Here is a 19,624-nt window from a genome sequence, read left to right on the forward strand (position 1 = left end):
CGCCCCGGGTATCAGATGTACTTGTTGTCGCTCAGGAACATCAGCACTTCGTGGGCCGCCTCGTTGGGCGTCAGCTCCGACGTGTCGATACGCAGTTCCGGGTTCTCCGGCTCGAAGTACGGGTCGTCCACGCCGGTCAGTCCCTTGATGATGCCCGCGCGCGCCTTGGCGTAGATGCCCTTACGGTCGCGCTGCTCGCAGACCGAGAGCGGCGTGCTGACGTGAATCTCGATGAACCCGCCGTACTCCTCCACCATGTGCCGGGCCTGGCGGCGCGATTCCGGGTAGGGCGCGATGGGCGCGCACACGGCGACGCCGCCGTTCTTGACGATCTCGCTGGCCACGAAGCCGATGCGGGCCACGTTGAGGTTGCGGTGTTCCTTGCTGAAATTCAGCTCGCTCGACAGGTTGGTGCGCACGATGTCGCCGTCCAGCAGGGTCACGGGCCGGTGGTTCAGCTCCAGGAGCTTGACGTAGAGGACCTTGGCCAGGGTGGACTTGCCCGCCCCGGACAGGCCGGAGAAGAACAGGGTGAAACCCTGTTTCCAACGCGGCTTGTACTTCCGCGACAGCTCGCGGATCACGCCGGGGAATGACATCCAGTCCGGGATCGGCTCGCCCTTCACCAGCAGGTCCACCACGGCTTCGTGGTCGTTGCCGCACAGCCCGCCATCGGCGGAATTGACGTACTTGCCCGTGGCCTTGTCCAGGGACATGCAGTGCTCGGCCACCGGGATCACGCCCGTGGTCTCGGCATAGCCCGACAGCCACTGGATGTGCGCCTCGTACTCGTCGGACAGGGCGTTGAGCCTCGGCTTCATCTTGCCGGAATCCCAGACGAGCATGTGGGTGCATCCGTAATTCTTGTTCACGATGGCCCGCAGCAGCGCGCCCTTGGGCCCCATGGAGCGCTGGAACCAGGGCGACAGGTTGAGCTTGGCCAGGTTGCGGGGAAAGGTGTCGGCGAACTGCTGGAAACTGCGCACCAGGACGAAGTGGTCCACGCTGGAATACATGGACGGAGACAGCAGCGGCGACAGCAGCAGGCTCGCGCCCTCCTCCAGGGCGATCTCCTCCAGCATGGCCCGGTCCGCCTTGTGCAGCGGACGGCTTGCCTGCACAGCCACGACCTTGCGCCAGCCCTTTTGGACGAAGAACCGCTGGACCTCGGCCGGAGTCATGCGGATGTCGGTGAAGTCGTACCGCTGGGGAAAGGCGATGCCCTCCACCCGGCCGCCCACGTACCAGGGGTCTTCCAGATCGCAGTTGCACCCAGCGACGGAGTGATCCCCGTCCTCGCCGAAGATGGCGAAGGTCTCGGCGGCCAGGTCCGGCTTCCAGACGTCGCTCACGGTGAGCACGGCGAGCATGAACCCTTCGGAATCGCGCACCGCGATCCCCTCGCCGGGGGTCAGGGTCGCGGCAAACTCCTCGGTCACGCCCAGGCAGATGGGCAGCGGCCACAGGGTGCCGTCGGCCAGGGCCATGTCGGCCAGCACGCTCTCGTAGTCCGCGCGGCACATGTACCCTTCCAGGGGGTAGAAGGCCCGGTTGAGGAGCATCTCCAGATCGCAGAGCTGCCGGGGGTTCAGGTACACGGACTTGAACTCCGTGGCCTGCTCCTTGAGCCGCTCCACCCGCCGGAAATGGACCAGCAGGCTCTCGGCGTTGTGCGCGGGAAGGGAATCACTGTATTGCATAGAGTTGATATTATAGGCTAAATGTTGAACTCAAACTAGTGTCGAGCCCCGAGGCCGCTCTGCGGCCCGATCAAACTGCGGCGACCATAACCGATTACGGATTTTCTGTTAATCGAAGAATGGCGGCGCACCCGGCCCCGCCATCCCATAGGTCAATCTCTTTTTTCATAAAAAAAAGTGGCTTGCAACAAAACATCGCAAGCCACTTTTTATCTCTGGCGGAGAAGGAGGGATTTGAACCCTCGTATGAGCTTTACACCCATAACACGCTTAGCAGGCGTGCGCCTTCAGCCAACTCGGCCACTTCTCCAATTTCTTCGCGGGGGTGAATTGCACCCGCTCGAAGGACAAACCGTCTACAATTTACCAGACGGATTGTCAATAAAGATGGTCCCTATTTGCCCTTTTTAGCGGGGCGGCCCTTCTGCTCCGCCTCATCGCGGCGGCGTTTGCTCTTCAGCGCCTTGTATTTCTGCTCGTGGCGGGCGGTCTTGGCCCCGCCGATGCGCTCGCGGCCCGGGCCGCGCTTGCCCAGTGCGGAGATGCCCCTGGTCTTCTCCCACTCCTTCTTGTCGTGGCTGGAGCGGAACACGATGTTCACGGGCGCGGACTTGATGCCGAGCATCTTGCGGAACTGGTTCTCCAGGTAGCGCACGTAGGACGCCCTGACCAGGGTGTGGTCGTTGCAGAAGAACACGAAGGTCGGGATCGGCTCGTCCGCCTGGGTGACGTAGTAGAATTTGGCCCGCTTGCGCTTGACCACCGGGGGCTGGAGCTTTTCCACCACGGCCTGCATGATGCGGTTCAGCTCGCCTGTGCCGACGCGGGTGGCGCACTCCTGGGCCAGGGTCTCGGCCAGGGGCAGCAGTTTGCCGATACCCACGCCCTTGTGCGCGCTGGTCATGACCACCGGCACGTGCGGGACCACGCGCAACGCCTCCTCGAACAGGCTCAGCGCCTGCTTGGTCTCGTTGCGGGGTACGAGGTCCGCCTTGTTGACGACCACGATGAACGGTGTCTTCTCCTTGGCCAGAAAATCGATCAGCCGCTTGTCCTGACGCCCCACGCCCAGGGTGATGTCGATGGTCATGATGGTCACGTCGGACCGCTTGGAGTTCTTGAGCGCCCGGATGACGCTGATCTTCTCCAGATGGTCCTGGATGTTGGCCCGCTTGCGCACGCCCGCCGTGTCCACGAAGGTGTAGCGCTTGCCCTGCTTCTCGAAGGTCACGTCAATGGAGTCGCGGGTGGTCCCGGCCACGTCCGAGACGATCAGCCGGTCCTTGCCGATGACCGCGTTGATGATCGAGGACTTGCCCGCGTTGGGACGGCCGAGCATGGTCAGCCGGAGGCCCTTCTCCACGCCGTCGTCCTCGTGCTCGGGCAGCCCCAGGTCGCGGACGTACTTCCGGACCCGGTCGCGCACCTCGTGCAGGTTGTAGCCGTGGGCAGCGGAAACGGGCAGGAACTCGATGCCCAGCTCATGGAACTCGGCGGTCATCTGGGCCTCGAACTCGCTGCCGTCCACCTTGTTCACCAGCATCAGCACGGGCTTGCCCGAACGGCGCACGAACTCCGCCGCCTGTCGGTCCAGCGGGGTCAGCCCCTCCTTGCCGTCCACCACGAAGATAATGGCGTTGGCCTCGTTGATGGCCTCCTGGGCCTGCTCGAAGATCTCGTCTTCGAAGTCCTTGGACAGTTCAGGGGTGGCCTCGGACTCCAGGACCATGCCGCCCGTGTCGATGAGGTCAAACCGGGTCTCGCCCATGATGCACTCGCCGTAGATGCGATCGCGCGTCACCCCCGGCATGTCGTGGGTGATGGAACGCGACTTTCTCAGCAGTCGGTTGAAAAGGGTGGATTTGCCCACATTGGGGCGCCCCACCAGGGCAACGATAGGCAGCATGTGCGACTCCGGATGTTTCGTGAATCGAAAACAAAAAAAGACCCCGCGCTTCCCTGCACGGGGAAGCGCGGAATTAGCCTATCTTCATTTACTTGTCGAGTCCAATGTTCAACCACGGTCCGCGAGCCGGCCCGCCTAGGCGGACATCTGCTCGATGACCGAGTTCAGGCGGCCCGCCATGTCCGCGATGCCGCGAATGGCCTCCGAGGCCTCGCGCATGACCTGCGAGGTCTCCTGGGAGATGGCGTTGACCTCCTCGGTGGCGCGGTTAATCTCCTCGCTGGTGGCGGACTGCTGCTCCGAAGCGGCGGCAATGGTCCGGACCTGGTCAAAGGCGTTCTCCACGTTGCCCACGATCTCCTGCAGGGCGCGGCCCGAGTCCTCGGCCAGCCCGGTGCTGCGCGAGACCGAGGCCACGGCGGCCTCGGTGGCCTTGATGCTGTCCCGGGTCATGGCCTGGATGCGCCCGATGGCGTCGCCCACCTCGCGGGTGGCGGCCATGGTCTTCTCGGCCAGCTTGCGGACCTCGTCCGCGACCACGGCGAATCCGCGACCGGCCTCGCCCGCGCGTGCCGCCTCGATGGCCGCGTTGAGCGCCAGGAGATTGGTCTGGTCCGCGATGTCGGTGATGACCTCCATGACCTTGCCGATCTCCCCGGCCCGCTGGCCCAGGTCCTCCATGGAGACCTTGAGGTTGTCGGCCTGGGCCTGGACGTCGCCGACCGCGTCGACCACCTGGCCCACGATCCGCTCGCCGTCCTGGGCGTTCCTGCGGGCGGTGTCCGAATCCTCGGCGGCCTGGCTGGCGTTGCGCGCCACCTCCAGCACCGTGGCGTTCATCTCCTCCATGGCGGCGGCGGTCTCGGTGGCCCGCTCCCGCTGCCGCTCCGCGCCGTGGGACGCCAGCTCGATCTGGGAGAACAGGTCGTCCGCGGCCTTGCTCAGGCTCTGTGAAATCTCCTCGGCCATGGCCGCCGTCTGCGAGATGCGCTCGTTCTGCTCCTCGATCCTGTTCTGCTGCGCCCGGATCTCGGTCATGTCGATGAGCAGGGTCAGGGAGCCGAGCAGCCGGCCGTCCATGTCGTGGAACGGGGTGGCCGTCATGGCCAGGACCAGCTCGCGTCCCGAAGGCGTGGTGTAGCCGATCTCCTCGCTCAGGGACCGGTTCTCGCCGATGGCCCGCTGGGTCATGGTCTCCCTGTCCGCATCGCGGTAGTAGAACTCGGAGGCGGGCATGCCCACATAATCCTCGGGACTGCCGTCCCATTCGAGCAACCGGAGGAGCGGCTCGTTGACCCACAGCATGCGGAAATCGGGCCCGGTCAGGCCGCAAGGCAGGACCACGCCCTTGAGCACGCCCTCGGAAAAGCCGAGCTTGGACTTCAACTCGTCGACCATGATGTCGATCTGCCCGGAAAGCCCCTTGAACTCGAACCGGTAGCTCCCGGTCAGTTCGGCGTTGAGGTTTCCGTCCGCCACCTCGGAGGCGAAGTTCAGGATGTTCCTGACGGGGTTGGTCACCAGCTTGCGGATGATGAAGACCATGACCCCGATCAACAGCAGGCAGACCACGGCCCCGCCCACGGCCAGCTGATTGCGCTGCTTGGCGGCCGCGGCGCCCATGTCGTCTTCGTAGGCGCTCATGACCATGGTCCAGTTCATGTCGGGCAGGGTGTCGAAGACCATGTACTTCATCCGGCCGTTCCACTCGTAGGCGGTGCCGCCCTTTCGCTCGGTCATGGCCGTCTTGACGAACTCCATGTCGCTCAGGTCCTTGAGATACAGCTCCTTGTCCATGGCGTGGGCGATGATCCGCCCCTTGGCGTCGAGCATGAACCCGTACCCCTCTCCGGCCACGCGGATCGGGTCGATGAACTTGGAGGTGAAGGCGTCCCACTTGGGAAACAGCCCGACCCCGCCGATGACCTCGCCCGCGTGATCGCGGACAGCGCTGGCCGTGGCGAAGATCATGATGCCGCCCCCGCTCTTGGAGATCAGAATCTCATCGGAAAGAAAAGTGTCGACCTTGCCCCCGAGCACGGCCTTGGCATAGGCGCGCGTGCTGCGGTCCGCCCCGGCCATGTTCTGGCCCTTGGCGTTGCATCCGGCGACCACGATGCCCCGCTTGTCGAAGGCAAAGGCCGCCCAGTAGTTGTCGGACGACGCAAGGAGGTCCTTGAAGAGCCAGTCGGCGGACAGCGCGTCCCTCCCCTCCAGCGCGTCCCGGACCGCCTGCTGCGAGGCCAGCATGTGGGCCATGCTTCCGGTCTGGCTGATGTAGTTGCCGAGCGCGGCCATGTTCTGCTCCACGGCATTGTGCATGGCCGACTGTACTTCCTTGAATACGGTCTTGCGAGTGTTCGAACTGACCCAGGTCACTCCGGCTGCGATCGTGAAAATCAGGATGAAGGAAATGAGAACGGTGATGGCGGTGTTGGCACTTTTCATCTTCATGCAATAACCTATCCCTGCAATTGAATTTTTGTATGTGACCGCAGCTTAAATCTATAGGTTCTCCCATCCAATCCTGTCAATGCCGCATTTCCCGACGGCGAACGCAAAAAAGGCGGCCCCGCCGAAGCCGGGCCGCCTGAAATCGCATGTTGAGAACGGAGCTATTCGAACAGCTTGCGAATGGACTCCGTGTAGGGCGGATAGAGCACGCCCTTCTCGGTGATGATGCCGGTGATCAATTCATTGGGGGTCGGGTCGAAGGCCAGGTTGTAGACCTCCACGCCCTCAGGCGGGATGCGGTGGTCCCCGATGTGCGTCACCTCGCGCGGGTCGCGGTCCTCGATGGTCACGTCGTCGCCCGTGGGGGTTTCCAGGTCGATGGTGTACAGCGGGGCCGCCACGTAGAACGGGACGTTGAACCGCTTGGCGATGATCGCCACGCCGAAGGTCCCGATCTTGTTCACCGCATCGCCGTTGGCGGTGATCCGGTCCGCGCCGACCACCACCTTGTCCACCAGGCCGCGCTTCATGAGCAGGGCGCAGGCGTTGTCGCAGGCCACCTTCACCGGGATGCCGTCCTTGTGCAGCTCGTACGCTGTCAGCCGCGCGCCCTGCAAAAACGGCCGGGTCTCGTTGGCGATGACCGAGACCTTCTTGCCCTGGTCCACCGCGCCCCGGATCACGCCCAGCGCCGTGCCGTAGCCCGCCGTGGCCAGCGCGCCCGCGTTGCAGTGGGTCATGACCGTGTCGCCGTCGTCGATGAGCGCGCCGCCGAACTTGCCGATCAGCTCGCACATCTCGATGTCGCCCGCGTGAATCTCCCTGGCACGTTCAAGCCAGATTCCGAGCAGCTCCTCAAGGGACACGTCGCCCGCCTCCTCCCAGACCCGGCGCATCTCGCGCACGGCCCAGCGCAGGTTCACCGCCGTGGGCCGGGCGTCGTGGATCTGGTCCAGCTTGGCTTCAAGGTTCACCTTCCAGTCGCCGCCCAGGCCCTGCACCTCGCGCCCGGCCAGGTAACAGCCGTAGGCCGCGGTCACGCCGATGGCGGGCGCGCCGCGCACCACCATGACCACCAGGGCGTAGCAGATGTCGTCCGTGGTCCGGCACTCGAACCAGTCCTCCCGGTTCGGCAGGTACCGCTGGTCCAACAGAATCAAGGCGTCCTTCTCGGACGAAAACTGAATGTGATCGGTCATTGAGTTTGCCTCCGGCGGCCAGAGGGGAAACTTTTGAAAAAGTTTCCCCTCTGGACTCCCCTTCAAAACTTTGTATCGCGGCGCAGGGTAGACGAGGGTTATCGAGACTCCTCGTTCGCGCCGGACGGTGCGGGCACCGCCCTTGGGTCCAAAAAACAAAGTATGGGAACCGCACCTCCACGCCGCCCCGCGACATGGCTTCCCTCGGAAACTTCCTGGCGGCGTGGCGACAGAAAAATTCCCCCGGTTCCGCTTACGATAGCTTTTCCTGAATGATCTTGGTCACCACGCCGGGGTTGGCCTGGCCTTTGGAGAGGCGCATGACCTGGCCCATGAAGAAGCCCATGAGCTTGGTCTTGCCGCCCTTGTAGGCCTCGACCTCGGACGGGTTGTCTGCGATGACCTTGTCGACCATGGCTTCCAGCTCCGAGGAATCGGACATCTGAACCAGCCCCTTGGCCTTGACGTACTCGGCGGGATCGTCGCCGGAAGCGCACAGGTCGCGGAAGATGTCCTTGCCGATCTTGACCGAGATGGTCCCGTCGTCCACGAGCTTGAGCAGCCCGGCCAGCTTCTCCGGCGAGAGCCTGACCTCGCACGGGGCGGTGCCGGACTCGTTGCAGAACGGCAGCAGGTCGCCGACCACCCAGTTGGTGACCTTCTTGGGCTCGCCCGCGTACGCCTTGACCGCGGCCTCGAAGTATTCGGCCACGGCCAGCTCCGCGCTGATCAGGGCCGCGTCGTAGTCGGCCAGGCCGTATTCGGCCATGAACCGCTGGCGCTTGGCGGCGGGCAGTTCGGGCAATTCGGCGCGCCATGCGTCGATCCACGCCTGGTCCAGGACCAGCGGCACCAGGTCCGGGTCCGGGAAATAGCGGTAGTCGTGGGCCTCCTCCTTGCTCCGCATGGAGTGGGTGGTGCCCTTGTCCACGTTGTACAGCCGGGTTTCCTGGACCACCTGTTCGCCGTCCTCCACCAGGTCGATCTGGCGGCCGACCTCGTATTCGATGGCCTTCTGGATGTGCTTGAAGGAGTTCAGGTTCTTGATCTCGGCGCGGGTGCCGAACTCGGCCTGGCCCTCGGGCCGGACAGAGACGTTGGCATCGCAGCGGAAAGAGCCCTCCTCCATGTTGCCGTCGCAGATGCCCAGGTAGAGCAGCACGTTGCGCAGCTCCTTGAGGTAGGCCACGGCCTCTTCGGCCGAACGCATGTCCGGCTCGGACACGATCTCGATGAGCGGCACGCCGGTGCGATTCAGGTCCACGAAACTGGCGTTGTCGGCGGCGGAATGGATGTTCTTGCCCGCGTCCTCTTCCATGTGGATGCGGGTCAGGCCGACGCGCTTCTTCACGCCGTCCACTTCGATATCGACATGGCCGTGCTCGCAGATGGGCAGCTCGAACTGGGAAATCTGATACCCCTTGGGCAGGTCGGGATAGAAGTAGTTCTTGCGCGCGAACACGGACTTGAGGTTCACCACGCAGTCGGTGGCGAGGCCCATCTTGGCCGCGTATTCGGCGACCTTCTCGTTGAGCACGGGCAGCACGCCGGGCATGCCGGAGCAGACCGCGCAGACGTTCTCGTTGGGTTCGTTCCCGAACTTGGTGGAGCAGGAGCAGAAGATCTTGCTCTCTGTTTTCAACTGGGCGTGGACTTCCAGGCCGATGACGGTTTCGTAGCGGGACATGGGACTTCCCCTATTTCTTGGTTCCGTAGAGTTCCGGGTTCAGCTTCGGGTCGTTGTACATCTTGAATTGGAAGTAGACCTTGGGCTTCTTGGTCCCGGAAAAATATTCTTCGAGCAGTTCGAGGATGGCCCGCTCCAGGTCGTGGTGCTGGCGCTTGAGCACGCCGACCTTGTCGTCGCACTGGCGGACGTGTTCCTCGTCCACGTCCTTGCGGGAGCACTGTTCCTTCATGTGGTAGATCTTGAGCGCCTGGATGGACAGCCGGTCCAGGGCCGCGCCCACGGTCTCGGTGTTGTAGCGCTCCGGCGCGTCGCTCGGAAGCAGCGGCTCCAGCATGTTGATCAGACACTCGTCCACGCGCTCGATGAGGTCGTTGCGCTTCTGGTTGAGCTTGTCGATGGCGTACTTGCAGTCCGCGATGACCTTGGCGTCGACGTCCTTGCGCCGGGCGCGGTCCTCGACGTGCCAGAGCTGGAAGTTGGCCCAGTGCTGGCGGGCGATGAGTTCGCGCAGACCGCGCACTCCGGCCAGGTCGTCGGCGGGGTCGCCCTCGTACACGGGCTCGCCGAAGTGCCAGTCCAGGACGGAACGCGTCTGATGGGCGATGGCGTCCTGGATGGTTTCCTTGATCGTCTCTTTATTGATGTCAGCCATTGATCAGTGCTTCTTTGCTTATGAGGAGGTAAACGGTGGCTTCGGTCTTGATGTTGCTCGCAATGGGAGCGACCTCGTTGCCTTCGCCTATGTAATAGTCCACGCGGGACCCCTGGATGGCCGTGCCGGTGTCCTGGGCCAGGCCGATGCCCGCGACCTTGCGCTTGCCCGAGGGACGTCCCCCGGCGGCTTCGGGAATCTCGGCCTCGAAGGCCAGCAGACTGCCGAGCGGCAGGAGCTTTCGGTCTGTAGCCAGTGAAACCATCGGCGTCAACGGCTTTCCTATGGTCCCCTCCGGCGGGGAGTTCTCCAGCCGGAAGAAGACGTAGCTCCGGTTTTCGGCCATCAGCTCGAACATCTGTTCGGGATGGCTGGCGAAATATTCCTTTACGTGCTCCTTGGCCAGATGCCCGTCGGCAAGCAGCCCCTTGGAGTGCAGGATGCGGCCCAGGGAACGGAACCCGTAGCCGTTCTTGGCCCCGTAGAGCACGTTGCGGGTGGTCCCGTCGGGCAGCCGCAGCCGTCCGCACCCTTCCACCTGCATGTAGAAGACGTCCACCGGATCCTTGGCCCAGGCGATCTCCAGGCCGCGCCCGGACAGGACCTTGTCGATGTCCACGTCGCCCCGGCGGTAGTAAGGCAGGACGCTGCCCTTCTCCACCCGGTAGAACTGGGCGTGGCCGCGCACCGGGCCGTAGCGCAGGTCGTCCGGCACGCCGTAGATGGGAAAGTCGTAGCCGGGGATGCGTTCGAGGCTGGCCTCGATCTCCGGGGTGTAATAGCCGGTCATGAGCGGCTTCTGGCGCATGCCGTACCACACGAACCGCTCGGCCAGCAGGTCGGGGTCCGAGTCGAGCAGCGGCAGCAGGTCGAGAAATTCCTCCAGCGAGCGGACAACCTGGCCCCAGGTCAGGGACATGCCGGGCCGGGCCAGGGCGGGCTCGTCCTTGGGCATGTTCAGGGCGTATTCCAGGCTGCGCTGCACCGGGTCCTCAAGGGCGGTCCAGGAGGTCAGGCCCTGGCTGCGGATGTCCAGCCGGGCCAGGTTTTCGGCGCCCTCCACGTTGGACAGGGGGAAGAACATGTCGCAGGTTGGAATGGACAGCGGCTCGCGCACCGGCTTGAGCGACAGCCGGTCCACCACGCGGGCGCGGTACAGCCCGGTCAGCCCGCTCTCCGGCTCCTCGCCCACGGCGCAGGGAGCGGCCTCCCCGGTCTCCCCTTCGGCCACGGCCTCCCCGGCGGACGGGGCGGGGTCCTCCACCTGGCCGCGATAGATCGGCCCGTACTTGACGCAGGACATGAGCGCGGCCAGGCAGCACACGGCCAACAGCAGCCGGAGCGCGCGCCCGGCGGTTGTCTTGATTTCAGGGTATGGTTTCCGCATTCGGCGTTTGTCTTTTCGGTTCTCTATCCGCAGGAGTCGATGGCCACGTCGCAGAACTTGCCCACCCCGTACTCCCTTCTGCGGAAGAATTTCTCGGGGCTGGGGCCGATGATCTGCAACTCCGGATGGGCCTTCTGCACGTCCAGGGCGATGTGCATCTCCTTGGTGCAGCCGGTGGAATAGGTGGCGTCCTTGCCGGTCCAGACCGGCGGCACCTTCCTGCCCATCAGCTCGAAGCTCTTCTCAATATCGAAATACGTCTGGAAACGCCAGACATTGATGTACCCGCTGCGCTGGACCTTCTCCCACATGAACATCAGGTCGTCGGCGTCCATGCCCTCCTCGAAGTGCTCGCCGGGATTGATGATATAGGCTTCGTCCAGCTGATTGCGCAGGTGGGTGACGTAGGTGGTGATGACCTCGATGGCGGCCTTTGTCTGGCCCGGCACCGAGCCGATGATTCCGGAGTAGAACATGACCGTTCGCCCCTGGGCGCGGGCCACCCGCATCTCGCGGATGATCTCCTCGGCCTTGGAGGTGATGTACTGCTCGGAGAAGGACCGGATGCGGTCCGGCTTGGCCCGGAAATGGACCTGGAACCGGCCTTTGCGGTCGCGGAAGAAGTTGACGATGTCCCTGGTGAACTCGTGCCCGTTCTCGATGAGCCGGTCGTGCATCTCCTCGCCCTTGGCCAGGATCATGTCGCACTCCTTCCAGGCGCGGGCGAAGGTCACGGAGCACCGGTACGGGTTGAACTTCTCGCGCGTGCCGTCGGAAATGACCAGGAACGGGTGCTGGTTCATCAGCGCCAGGAGCTGGTTCTTGGACAGCTTGTCCTCGCTGACGAAGTGCGCCCCGTTGAAGGCGCGCGCCAGCTCGATGTCCGTATCGCGGTCCCAGAAGGTCGGATGCTCGAAGAAGAACCCCTCCTTCAGGGCCAGGACCACCCGGTGGCCCAGCCGCCGGAGAGCCTTGACCACCTTGAGATCGAACAGGATGCCGCCCGCGCGGTTGGGCAGGTACAGGATGCGCAGCCGCGTCTCGCCGTCACGGCCGAGCCGGTCGAACATGGGATCGAGCATGTCGGTGCCCTCGCGGACCTCCTCGGCCAGCCCGGAACTCATCATCGCGTCCATGGAGAAGGTCTCCGGATTCCAGTGGTCCGAATAGGTGGCGATGCGCATGAGCCGCTCGATCTCCAGCCGGTCCAGCCGGAAGCGCAGCTCGTCGGTGCGCTCCCCGGGCAGCGGCTGCGGCTGCCCGGCGTGGACCATCTCGTCGAAAAAGTCGCTGTCGACCATCTCCGCCGCCCGCCGGTTCAGCCCCCTGCGGATGTGCAGGTACGGGTCGTCGATGCCGGACTGGGTCATGAATATGGTGATGAACCGCTTCATCAGCCGCGAGGGCATCACGATCGGCGAGGCCAGGCTCATGCGGAACTTGTACTTGGCCAGCCGGATGATCCGCCGGGCCAGCTGGCGGTCGGAGCAGAAATCACGGGTCAGATGGAAAAGCCGTTTCCACTGCTCCAGGTATTTCTCGAACAGCCGCTCGGGCAGCCCGTCGTCCAGGAGCATGAGGGTCATCCAGTCCGAGCACGGCGCGTAGAACTCCCCGTCCTCCAGGGCGAGCATGAACCGCATCTGTTCGCCCGAGGCGTTCTTGAGCGGGTCCATGGCGTATTCCAGGTTGTTCTCGGTCATGAAGTGGAGCAGCAGCGCGTCCAGGCCGCCGTCCTCGCCGTACCGGATGTCCTGGACCGATGTATATTTCTTGGGCAGTCCCATTGTCACCTCTCGGTCAGAAAGCCGTGTTTCTTCAATTTATCATAATAGGCGCCGGGGCCGAGATCGACCACCTGAAGGGGTGCCTCCGCCCGACGGATGGTCACCTCGTCGCCGTGGCGCAGCCCGGTCACGGACTGTCCGTCCTCGGTCAGGTAGACCTCACCGCCCCGCTCCTCCACCCGGACCACGACCTCGGCCTCTTCCGGGAAGACCATGGGCTTGAACCCGTTCAGGAAGGGGCAGACCGGGGTCGCGCAGAAGACCTTGAGCCCGGTGTGCAGGAGCGGCCCGCCCGCGGAAACCCCGTAGGCCGAAGACCCCGTGGGCGTGGACACGATCAGCCCGTCGGCGCGCATGGAGGAGATGGCGACGCCGTCGGCCTCGACGCCGAGCCGGATGAGCCGCGCGAGCTCCCCCCTGCTGACGACCAGATCGTTGACGGCCAGTCCGGAGTGGATCGGACGGCCGTTGCGGACCACGTCGTAGGCCAGGACCAGCCGTTCCTCCACCTCCACCCCGTCCGCCAGGGCCGTCTCCAGCCAGGGGAGCCAGCCGTCCGGGCGCAGCTGGGCCAGGAACCCCACGCGGCCGAGATTGACGCCCATGAACGGTGCGCGCAGATGGAGCAGCCGCCGGGCCGTCCCGATGAACGTGCCGTCGCCGCCCAGGACCATGACCAGGTCGTAAGGGCCGGAAGGCAGGTCCTCCTCCAAACAGGAGTCGGGACGGTGCTCGCAGGCGTCGAATTCGACCCCGCGACCGGCCAGGAAGGCGGTCATGGCGGAGCGCACGGACGCGGCCTCGGCGTCATTGGGCTTGGCCACGATCAGGATTTTTCCGACAGCTTGGTGCATGGTTGGTATTTGTAGTTAAAATTTCAGAAATACTCAACGTTTTTCCATTTTGAATGCTGTCTCAGCGGAAGGCGGCGTCAACTTTTCTAGATTTTTTTCAGCTTTACCCCTAAAGTTTATTCGAACCGGGACGATCGTAACAATCAAGGAAAGGGTTAATACCGTGAATACATCGTCCGCCAATGTACGCAACATGCTGCGCACCTACGGAAAGCAGCTCACGAGCGCGAAGCGTCTTGCGCGCTTCAGGCAGGCGATGGAAGGCACACAGCCGCCTGACGACATCGCCAGGCAGGCCAAGCGCCGGGAACTGGTGCAGCGCATAGCGCACGAGGTCATTGAAAACCTGATCGTCAACTCCTCCCCTTCCCCTGTGGTCAAGGCTGTCCTCGACCAGCTGGAACGGGAGTTCGGGCACCGGTACCTTTTCGAGTACCCGCTCGATGGAGGCGACGTTCACATACTCAGGGAGACCCCGCAGGGACCGCTGGACGTTGAGGGAGCCGAAAGGAACAAGGTTCTGCGAAGACTGTGGGAAATAGCTTTGTCAAAGGTGGATGGCACCATGCTTTGATAGACCCGTCCCCACGGGAGGAAAACATGGTTATTAGAAACATTGTAGGGGATCAGAACCCTTACGCAAACAAGAAGATCGAAAGGCCAGAGCCCAAGGAGGTCCAGCGGACGCAGGAAAGCGTCAAGACCTCCGGCGAGGCTGCCGACCGCGTGGTCCTCTCCTCCGAGGCCCGGCTGCGCGGCGCGGCCCTCCAGACGGCGAAGGATGCGCCCGACGTCCGCCGCGAGAAGGTGGACGAGCTCAAGCGCAAGGTCAAGGACGGGACCTACAGGCCCGACCTGAAAAAGGCCGCCGCGAATCTCATTCGCGACGACCTCGATCTTCTGGTTTAGCAGAGAGGGCAACGAGCGACCGATCAAGCTCCTATCGGATGGAAATGCGTGGGATACCCCGCTTCCGTCTGAGGAACCTGAAGACCTATTTTCGCCTCCGTGTTGATGACAATCGGCCCCTGGAGATTGAGAGTAGTGTCTTCAGGCTTGTCCTGTGGAATGGTCACGGTCACCAGGACCGCCAGCTGGCGGATGTTCTCCACCTTCAGGACCTTGCGTTCCGGATTCTCGATCTTCACGTCATAGTCGTCGAGGAAGCTGTAGGGATCGGCCACCAGGAGCCCCAGGCCGGGGTCGGTGGTGCATTGCAGCAGCAGGAACGGAGAGTCCCCTTCCCGGATGGGAAGCAGGGAGAACTCGCGCTTGTCCTCAAGCCCGACGAGCCCGCGCGGGAAATAGATGATGCTGTCGGCGCGGATCTCCCGTTCGCCCAGCCTCGTCATTATTTTTTTTGTTCTTTCTTTTGCCATAGCGCAGCCGCCGCGAGCAGGTCCTGCTGGCTGATTTCCAGCGCCTGCCTGTTCTGTTCCTTGATCTTCAAATAGACCTCTTCCCGATAGACGGTCATGTCTTCGGGCACATCCAGGCCGATCTTTATCTGCTTCCCCTGAACGCTCAGGATCTTCAGTTTGATGGTGTCGCCCAGGTAGAGGCTTTCTCCCGGTCTCCGGGTCAGAATCAACATGTGTGTACCAAATGCTTCCTTCGGCTTGTCCGCTTTTCGCGGATGCTGGAATGCCGACTACATGACGTTTTCCCGCAAGTAAAGTATATTATATCCTTAATTTATATAAACTTCGCCAGATTCAGTTGCATGATCATGGAAGTGGAACGCAGCACGGACTCGTAAACGATCTGCTGCTGGGCCAAATCGGTCATCAGCTCGGACACGTCCGCGTCCTCGATGGAACTGAGCAGGGTCTGCTCGTTGAGCTTCAGCCCCTCCAGGATGTTCGCCCCCACGTTCAGCCGGTTCTCGCGACCGCCGATCTCGGCGATGGAGTTCATGATGTGTTCCTGGGCCTTGACCAGGTTGGCCAGGGACTGCTGCACCCCGGTCTGGTTGTTGGTCTCGGTGAAGGCCACGAGGTTGCCCATGACCTCGAACAGGTTCATGGAGTACTCGTCGTCCCCCTGGATGGACAGCGCCATGTTCGAGGCGTTGCTGCCATGGAACACGCGTCCTCCGTTCAGGCTGCCCAGGGTCAGGATGGAGCCGCCGGCGGACAGGACCCTGTCCGGGTCCATGTAGATGCCGCCGAAGATGTCCTTGCCCACGCTGTTGACCTGGACCTGCTCGCTGGACGAGACATCCAGGTTGATGGCCGCCGTGCGGGGGCGGATGATGAACTGCTGGCCCGGGCTGATGGTGTTGGAACCGGCCGAGGTCAGGGTCAGGATGCCGCCGTTGGCCACGCTGAGCACCGCCGCGTTGGAGGTGGTGTCCGCCGAGGCCACGTTGCCGGTCACCCAGTTGATGCCGCCGTCCATGCTGTAGGAGTAGTGAATCTCCTCGTTCATGGTCACATCCGACTCGTTGTCGATGCGGATGGTCACGTTGGTGTCCAGGAATGAGCCGGAGGCCTCGGCCTCGATCAGCTTCACGCCGGGACCGAGGGAGTCCACCTTGGGCGGGGCGTCATCGTCGTCGCCCAAATACTGGGCCGAGGGGCGAATCCACATCCAGGTGCCGTCGGAAACGGACACGTCGCTGAAATCGTTGACCTTGACGTCGGTGACGCCGTGGAAGCTCACGCTGGTGCCGCTCTGGGGCAGGCTCAGGGTTCCCTCGGAGCCGATGAACGAGATGGACCCGTCCTCCAGCCAGTTGCGGCCGCCGTCGATGGAATAGCGAACGCCCAGGTCGGGGTCGTCCAGGGCCATGTTCCCGCCCACCGGGGTGTTGTCCTGGCGGTCGAAATACTGGACCAGGACCGTGGTGTCCGACGAACCATTGACCGTGAACTCGGCGTTGCGGCCGAAATCCTCGTCGTTGGTGGTCAGCCACATGATCTCCTGGTACGCCGCACCGTCGGTCTTGTGCCCGCCGAAGATGGAATTGCCCTCGAAATCGGTATTGGCCAGGCTGACGAGCTGCTCGAACAGGGAGCGCATCTCGTAGCTGATCTGCTCGCGGTTGTTCTCGTCCACGGTGCCGGTAGCGGCCTGGGTGGCCAGCTCCTTGGCCCGGGTGATGATGGTGGAGACCTGCATCAGCGCTTCGTCGGCGCTGGTCAGCCACCCCTTGGCCGTGGAGATGTTCTCCGCGTACTGGTCCAGGGACCGCAGGGTATCGCGGTGGTCCAGGATGCGGGTCATGCCCGTGGGGTCGTCGCTCGGCTTGTTGATATTCTTCTGGGTCTGGGCCTTGACGTTCAGGTCCATGAGGGAAGTCAGGGAGCTGTTCAGGTTGTAAACATACCTGTTGAAAAGCATCTGCTGTGTTACGCGCATATCCGTTTCTCCCGCCTAGGACTTGAGTGAAAGGACGGTCTGGAGCATCTGGTCCGCGGTGGTGATGAGCTTGGCCGCGGCGGTGTAGGACGCCTGGTACTTGATCAGGTCGCTCATCTCCTCGTCCAGGTTCACGCCCGAGATCTGCTGCTGGCGCTCGTCCAGGTCCTTTGCCAGGGTTCCGTAGAAATTCGCATTGAACTGGGCCCGGTTCACGTCCGTGCCCACGTTGCCGACGATGCCGTTGTAGTAGTCCAGTATGCTCTGCTTGGTGGTGCCCTCGAAGGCCGTGCTGGTGGTCACGTCCTCCTCGCGCAGGGCGTACATGGACAACGCCGTGGTGTTGTCGCCGGTATTCATCTCGCCCGCCCCGTTGACGTGGCCCGTGGCCAGGTAGTCGAGGTCGCCCGAGACCTTCTCGTTGATGGCCATGGTGTTCGGCGCACTGCCCTTGAAGAAGGTGTTCAGTCCCAGGGCCGCATAGAGTCCCGCGCTGTCGGTGCCGAAGGCGAAGGTGTACCCCTCCTCGGCTTCCAGTCGGAGCTGGTTGTTGACGATGGTGGCGTTGATGGCCCCGTTGAAAGTCCGGTCAAAGGCGTCGCGCACGTCTTCCAGGGTGTGGATGTCCGGGTTGAAGATCATGCCGTTGCCGTCGAAGTCCAGGGCCGCGCTGGAGGCCAGCAGCCCGGTGGATTCGTTGTACACGTACATGAAGGAGCTGCCCGACTGGAGCCGGTCGCCGAAGGCCAGGCCCGCGGAGTCGCTGGCCAGCGCCTTGTCGATGTAGTCCACGCGGTAGGTCCCCTCGGTCTCGGTGAAGGCCTGGAGGCCCGCGCCCTGGCTGTGCCTGCGGTTGGTCTCCCAGATCACGGACTCGGCCAGCTCCCCGAGCTTGGACCGGTACTTGCCCACATAGCTGTCGCGGAAGGTCATGAGCGCGGTCAGGCTGCCGCCCGTAAGGCGCTGCGGATTGGCTTCGCCGTTGAAATGCGTCTGGGGGGTGATCTCCTCGGCGTGCGAGGTATTCTGCACCCAGTACAGCCCCTGGTGCGGACTGATGATGAACCGGTCGCCGTCCACGAAGGTGCCGGTGCCCGAGCCCTGGGAGTCGGTATCCGACCCGAACCAGATCTGGAGGCCCTCGACGTTCACGCGGTCGTCGTAGCCCCGGGCGGAGAAGTGGCGCTCGCTGCCGTCCTCGTTCGCCAGCCAGGTCACGCCGCCGTCCAGGGAGACCCTGAACTGGGCCGCGCCCGCGCCGGAACCCACCTGGCCCACGGGATCGCCCGCGTTGGAGGCCACGAACTCGATGGTGTATTCGAAGTCGTCGCTGCCGTCGAAGTAGACGTTGCCGTCAAAGGTGGAGTCGGTGCGCAGGTCCTTGGTCTTGGTCGCGGCGCGGAACTCCAGGGAGAAGGCGGACTCGCCGTCCACCAGGGTCTGCCCGGCCTCTGTCAGGACCGTCAGGTTGCCGCCACCGTTGTCGATGGTCCGAATGTCCATCAGCTCGGCCAGGGAGCGGAGCTTGCGCGCCCGCTCGTCGAACAGGGCGTTGGCGTTGTTCTGCCCATCCACCTGATGGACCTGGATCTGGTTGTTGAGGTCCGCAATCTCCTGCATCAGGGTGTTGGCCTCGTCGACCTGGGCGGAAATCTCTTTGTTGACCCGTTGCTGCATGAGCGACAGGTCGTTGTCCACCTGCTTCAGGGTGGAGATGAGGGTGGCCGCGTCGTTGAGCACGGTCTGGCGCGCGCCGTAGTTGTCGGGACGCTGGGAGACCTCGTTCCAGGAATTGAAATACTGCGACAGGGCGTCGGACACGCCGGTGCCGGAGGACTCGTTGAGCAGGTTCTCCACGCCCTTGAGCTGTTCGAAAAGGTTGCCCCACATGTCGGACAGGGCGGACTGTCCCAGGTACATGGCCTCGACCATCTCGTCGAAGTGGCGGACCACCTCGGTGGCCTTGACGCCCGTGCCGAGCTGGCCGGGCGAATAGTCTATGTACGGACCTTCCTCCAGAAGCACCGAGCGCCGCGAGTACCCCTCGGTATTCACGTTGGCGATGTTCTCGCCCGTGACCTGCAACTGGACCTGGGAGGCGAACAGGGCCCAACGGCCCATGTCGAGAATGGAATTGGCTCCGAAGGACATCAGAGTCTCCCGCTCAGCAACCGGGCGTCATTGATGCCTTTGGCGAACCGGCCGGTGCGCCCGTAGGCATTGGTGTTCTTGGGCTTGATCTGGTTGTGCATGAAGGTCAGCAGCCCCTTTGACTGGTCAAAGAGGGCCATGGCCATCTGATGGTTCTTGGCCGCCTGTATGGCGCACCGCTGCTCGATCTCGTCGAGGCGGGCCAGCAGTTCGCGCAGCCCGTCGGCAGTCTCGCGCTCCAGGCCGGGATACAAGTCCCGGACCCGCTTGGCCGAGGGTTCGACCCGGACCAGCATGCGGCGCAGGGAATGCCGCTCCCCCGCCACCTGGCGCATCAGCTCCTGGATGGACAGCTCCACCTGGGAAACGGACTGGGGCTTGAGTTGGGTGAGGCGGGAAAATTCTTCCTCAAGGAGGAAATACATGAGCAGCATGGCCTTGTTTTGCCTGACCAAATTTTCCTCTATCAAACGGAGCATCC

Annotated in this window: 16 protein-coding genes and 1 tRNA gene; 2 read left to right on the forward strand and 15 right to left on the reverse strand. The window is 63.4% G+C overall.

Features of this window, described 5'->3' with window-relative positions:
- Window positions 1-11: 11 nt before the first annotated feature.
- From cysC to AWY79_RS13985, 10 genes are all read right to left on the reverse strand, one after another.
- The gene (gene cysC, locus AWY79_RS13940) at window positions 12-1,700 is read right to left on the reverse strand and encodes an adenylyl-sulfate kinase (RefSeq protein ID WP_066805194.1); all 1,689 of its coding nucleotides are present in this window, start codon (window positions 1,698-1,700) and stop codon (window positions 12-14) included.
- Window positions 1,701-1,916: 216 nt separating this feature from the next.
- Window positions 1,917-2,010: transfer RNA gene (locus tag AWY79_RS13945), tRNA-Ser, on the reverse strand.
- Window positions 2,011-2,094: 84 nt separating this feature from the next.
- Window positions 2,095-3,606, reverse strand: a complete 1,512-nt coding sequence (gene der / locus AWY79_RS13950) for a ribosome biogenesis GTPase Der (RefSeq protein ID WP_066805196.1) — start codon at window positions 3,604-3,606, stop codon at window positions 2,095-2,097.
- A gap of 135 nt (window positions 3,607-3,741) precedes the next feature.
- The gene (locus tag AWY79_RS13955; RefSeq protein ID WP_066805198.1) at window positions 3,742-6,060 is read right to left on the reverse strand and encodes a methyl-accepting chemotaxis protein; all 2,319 of its coding nucleotides are present in this window, start codon (window positions 6,058-6,060) and stop codon (window positions 3,742-3,744) included.
- Window positions 6,061-6,221: 161 nt separating this feature from the next.
- Window positions 6,222-7,259: an S-methyl-5-thioribose-1-phosphate isomerase gene (mtnA, locus tag AWY79_RS13960; protein ID WP_066805199.1), complete on the reverse strand. Its 1,038-nt coding sequence runs from the start codon at window positions 7,257-7,259 to the stop codon at window positions 6,222-6,224.
- 253 nt (window positions 7,260-7,512) lie between these two features.
- Window positions 7,513-8,946, reverse strand: coding sequence for an Asp-tRNA(Asn)/Glu-tRNA(Gln) amidotransferase subunit GatB (gene gatB / locus AWY79_RS13965; protein ID WP_066805201.1), 1,434 nt, complete (start codon window positions 8,944-8,946; stop codon window positions 7,513-7,515).
- 10 nt (window positions 8,947-8,956) lie between these two features.
- Entirely contained in the window at window positions 8,957-9,601 is a 645-nt protein-coding gene (locus AWY79_RS13970; protein WP_066805203.1) for a DUF4254 domain-containing protein, read from the reverse strand.
- Window positions 9,594-10,988, reverse strand: coding sequence for an MltA domain-containing protein (locus AWY79_RS13975; RefSeq protein ID WP_066805205.1), 1,395 nt, complete (start codon window positions 10,986-10,988; stop codon window positions 9,594-9,596). Before AWY79_RS13975 ends, AWY79_RS13970 begins: the two co-directional genes overlap by 8 nt.
- A 23-nt stretch (window positions 10,989-11,011) precedes the next feature.
- Window positions 11,012-12,775, reverse strand: a complete 1,764-nt coding sequence (locus tag AWY79_RS13980) for an ARMT1-like domain-containing protein (protein ID WP_066805207.1) — start codon at window positions 12,773-12,775, stop codon at window positions 11,012-11,014.
- A gap of 2 nt (window positions 12,776-12,777) precedes the next feature.
- Complete coding sequence (locus AWY79_RS13985) at window positions 12,778-13,629, reverse strand: NAD(+)/NADH kinase (RefSeq protein ID WP_066805209.1); 852 nt, start codon at window positions 13,627-13,629, stop codon at window positions 12,778-12,780.
- A gap of 163 nt (window positions 13,630-13,792) precedes the next feature.
- Here AWY79_RS13985 and AWY79_RS13990 point away from each other — a divergent pair, with 163 nt between their 5' ends.
- Window positions 13,793-14,203 carry a DVU0524 family FlgM-associated protein gene (locus tag AWY79_RS13990; protein WP_066805211.1) on the forward strand — a complete coding sequence of 137 codons (411 nt, stop codon included), beginning with the start codon at window positions 13,793-13,795 and terminating at the stop codon, window positions 14,201-14,203.
- A gap of 26 nt (window positions 14,204-14,229) precedes the next feature.
- Window positions 14,230-14,538: a flagellar biosynthesis anti-sigma factor FlgM gene (gene flgM / locus AWY79_RS13995; RefSeq protein ID WP_066805213.1), complete on the forward strand. Its 309-nt coding sequence runs from the start codon at window positions 14,230-14,232 to the stop codon at window positions 14,536-14,538.
- A 23-nt stretch (window positions 14,539-14,561) separates the two neighbouring features.
- Here flgM and fliW read toward each other — a convergent pair whose 3' ends face one another.
- From fliW to AWY79_RS14020, 5 genes are all read right to left on the reverse strand, one after another.
- Complete coding sequence (fliW, locus tag AWY79_RS14000) at window positions 14,562-14,981, reverse strand: flagellar assembly protein FliW (RefSeq protein WP_066805216.1); 420 nt, start codon at window positions 14,979-14,981, stop codon at window positions 14,562-14,564.
- Window positions 14,981-15,223, reverse strand: a complete 243-nt coding sequence (gene csrA, locus AWY79_RS14005) for a carbon storage regulator CsrA (RefSeq protein ID WP_066805219.1) — start codon at window positions 15,221-15,223, stop codon at window positions 14,981-14,983. The genes fliW and csrA overlap by 1 nt, the downstream gene beginning before the upstream one ends.
- 101 nt (window positions 15,224-15,324) lie before the next feature.
- Window positions 15,325-16,992: a flagellar hook-associated protein FlgL gene (flgL, locus tag AWY79_RS14010; protein WP_066805223.1), complete on the reverse strand. Its 1,668-nt coding sequence runs from the start codon at window positions 16,990-16,992 to the stop codon at window positions 15,325-15,327.
- A gap of 15 nt (window positions 16,993-17,007) precedes the next feature.
- Entirely contained in the window at window positions 17,008-19,143 is a 2,136-nt protein-coding gene (gene flgK / locus AWY79_RS14015; RefSeq protein ID WP_066805226.1) for a flagellar hook-associated protein FlgK, read from the reverse strand.
- Window positions 19,143-19,622 (reverse strand): flagellar protein FlgN, encoded by a 480-nt coding sequence (locus AWY79_RS14020; RefSeq protein ID WP_066805228.1) that lies wholly within the window; start codon window positions 19,620-19,622, stop codon window positions 19,143-19,145. The genes flgK and AWY79_RS14020 overlap by 1 nt, the downstream gene beginning before the upstream one ends.
- Window positions 19,623-19,624: the final 2 nt, after the last annotated feature.

Source organism: Pseudodesulfovibrio indicus (assembly GCF_001563225.1).
Lineage (GTDB): Bacteria > Desulfobacterota > Desulfovibrionia > Desulfovibrionales > Desulfovibrionaceae > Pseudodesulfovibrio > Pseudodesulfovibrio indicus.

What these genes read in the sequence shown, in the direction of transcription:
- AWY79_RS13955 (WP_066805198.1), bottom strand. Translation starts at nt 6,060, where the DNA reads ATGAAGATGAAAAGTGCCAACACCGCCATCACCGTTCTCATTTCCTTC.
- gatB (WP_066805201.1), bottom strand. Translation starts at nt 8,946, where the DNA reads ATGTCCCGCTACGAAACCGTCATCGGCCTGGAAGTCCACGCCCAGTTG.
- flgL (WP_066805223.1), bottom strand. Translation starts at nt 16,992, where the DNA reads ATGCGCGTAACACAGCAGATGCTTTTCAACAGGTATGTTTACAACCTG.
- mtnA (WP_066805199.1), bottom strand. Translation starts at nt 7,259, where the DNA reads ATGACCGATCACATTCAGTTTTCGTCCGAGAAGGACGCCTTGATTCTG.
- AWY79_RS13985 (WP_066805209.1), bottom strand. Translation starts at nt 13,629, where the DNA reads ATGCACCAAGCTGTCGGAAAAATCCTGATCGTGGCCAAGCCCAATGAC.
- csrA (WP_066805219.1), bottom strand. Translation starts at nt 15,223, where the DNA reads ATGTTGATTCTGACCCGGAGACCGGGAGAAAGCCTCTACCTGGGCGAC.
- AWY79_RS13970 (WP_066805203.1), bottom strand. Translation starts at nt 9,601, where the DNA reads ATGGCTGACATCAATAAAGAGACGATCAAGGAAACCATCCAGGACGCC.
- der (WP_066805196.1), bottom strand. Translation starts at nt 3,606, where the DNA reads ATGCTGCCTATCGTTGCCCTGGTGGGGCGCCCCAATGTGGGCAAATCC.
- cysC (WP_066805194.1), bottom strand. Translation starts at nt 1,700, where the DNA reads ATGCAATACAGTGATTCCCTTCCCGCGCACAACGCCGAGAGCCTGCTG.
- flgM (WP_066805213.1), top strand. Translation starts at nt 14,230, where the DNA reads ATGGTTATTAGAAACATTGTAGGGGATCAGAACCCTTACGCAAACAAG.
- AWY79_RS13980 (WP_066805207.1), bottom strand. Translation starts at nt 12,775, where the DNA reads ATGGGACTGCCCAAGAAATATACATCGGTCCAGGACATCCGGTACGGC.
- AWY79_RS14020 (WP_066805228.1), bottom strand. Translation starts at nt 19,622, where the DNA reads ATGCTCCGTTTGATAGAGGAAAATTTGGTCAGGCAAAACAAGGCCATG.
- AWY79_RS13975 (WP_066805205.1), bottom strand. Translation starts at nt 10,988, where the DNA reads ATGCGGAAACCATACCCTGAAATCAAGACAACCGCCGGGCGCGCGCTC.
- flgK (WP_066805226.1), bottom strand. Translation starts at nt 19,143, where the DNA reads ATGTCCTTCGGAGCCAATTCCATTCTCGACATGGGCCGTTGGGCCCTG.
- fliW (WP_066805216.1), bottom strand. Translation starts at nt 14,981, where the DNA reads ATGACGAGGCTGGGCGAACGGGAGATCCGCGCCGACAGCATCATCTAT.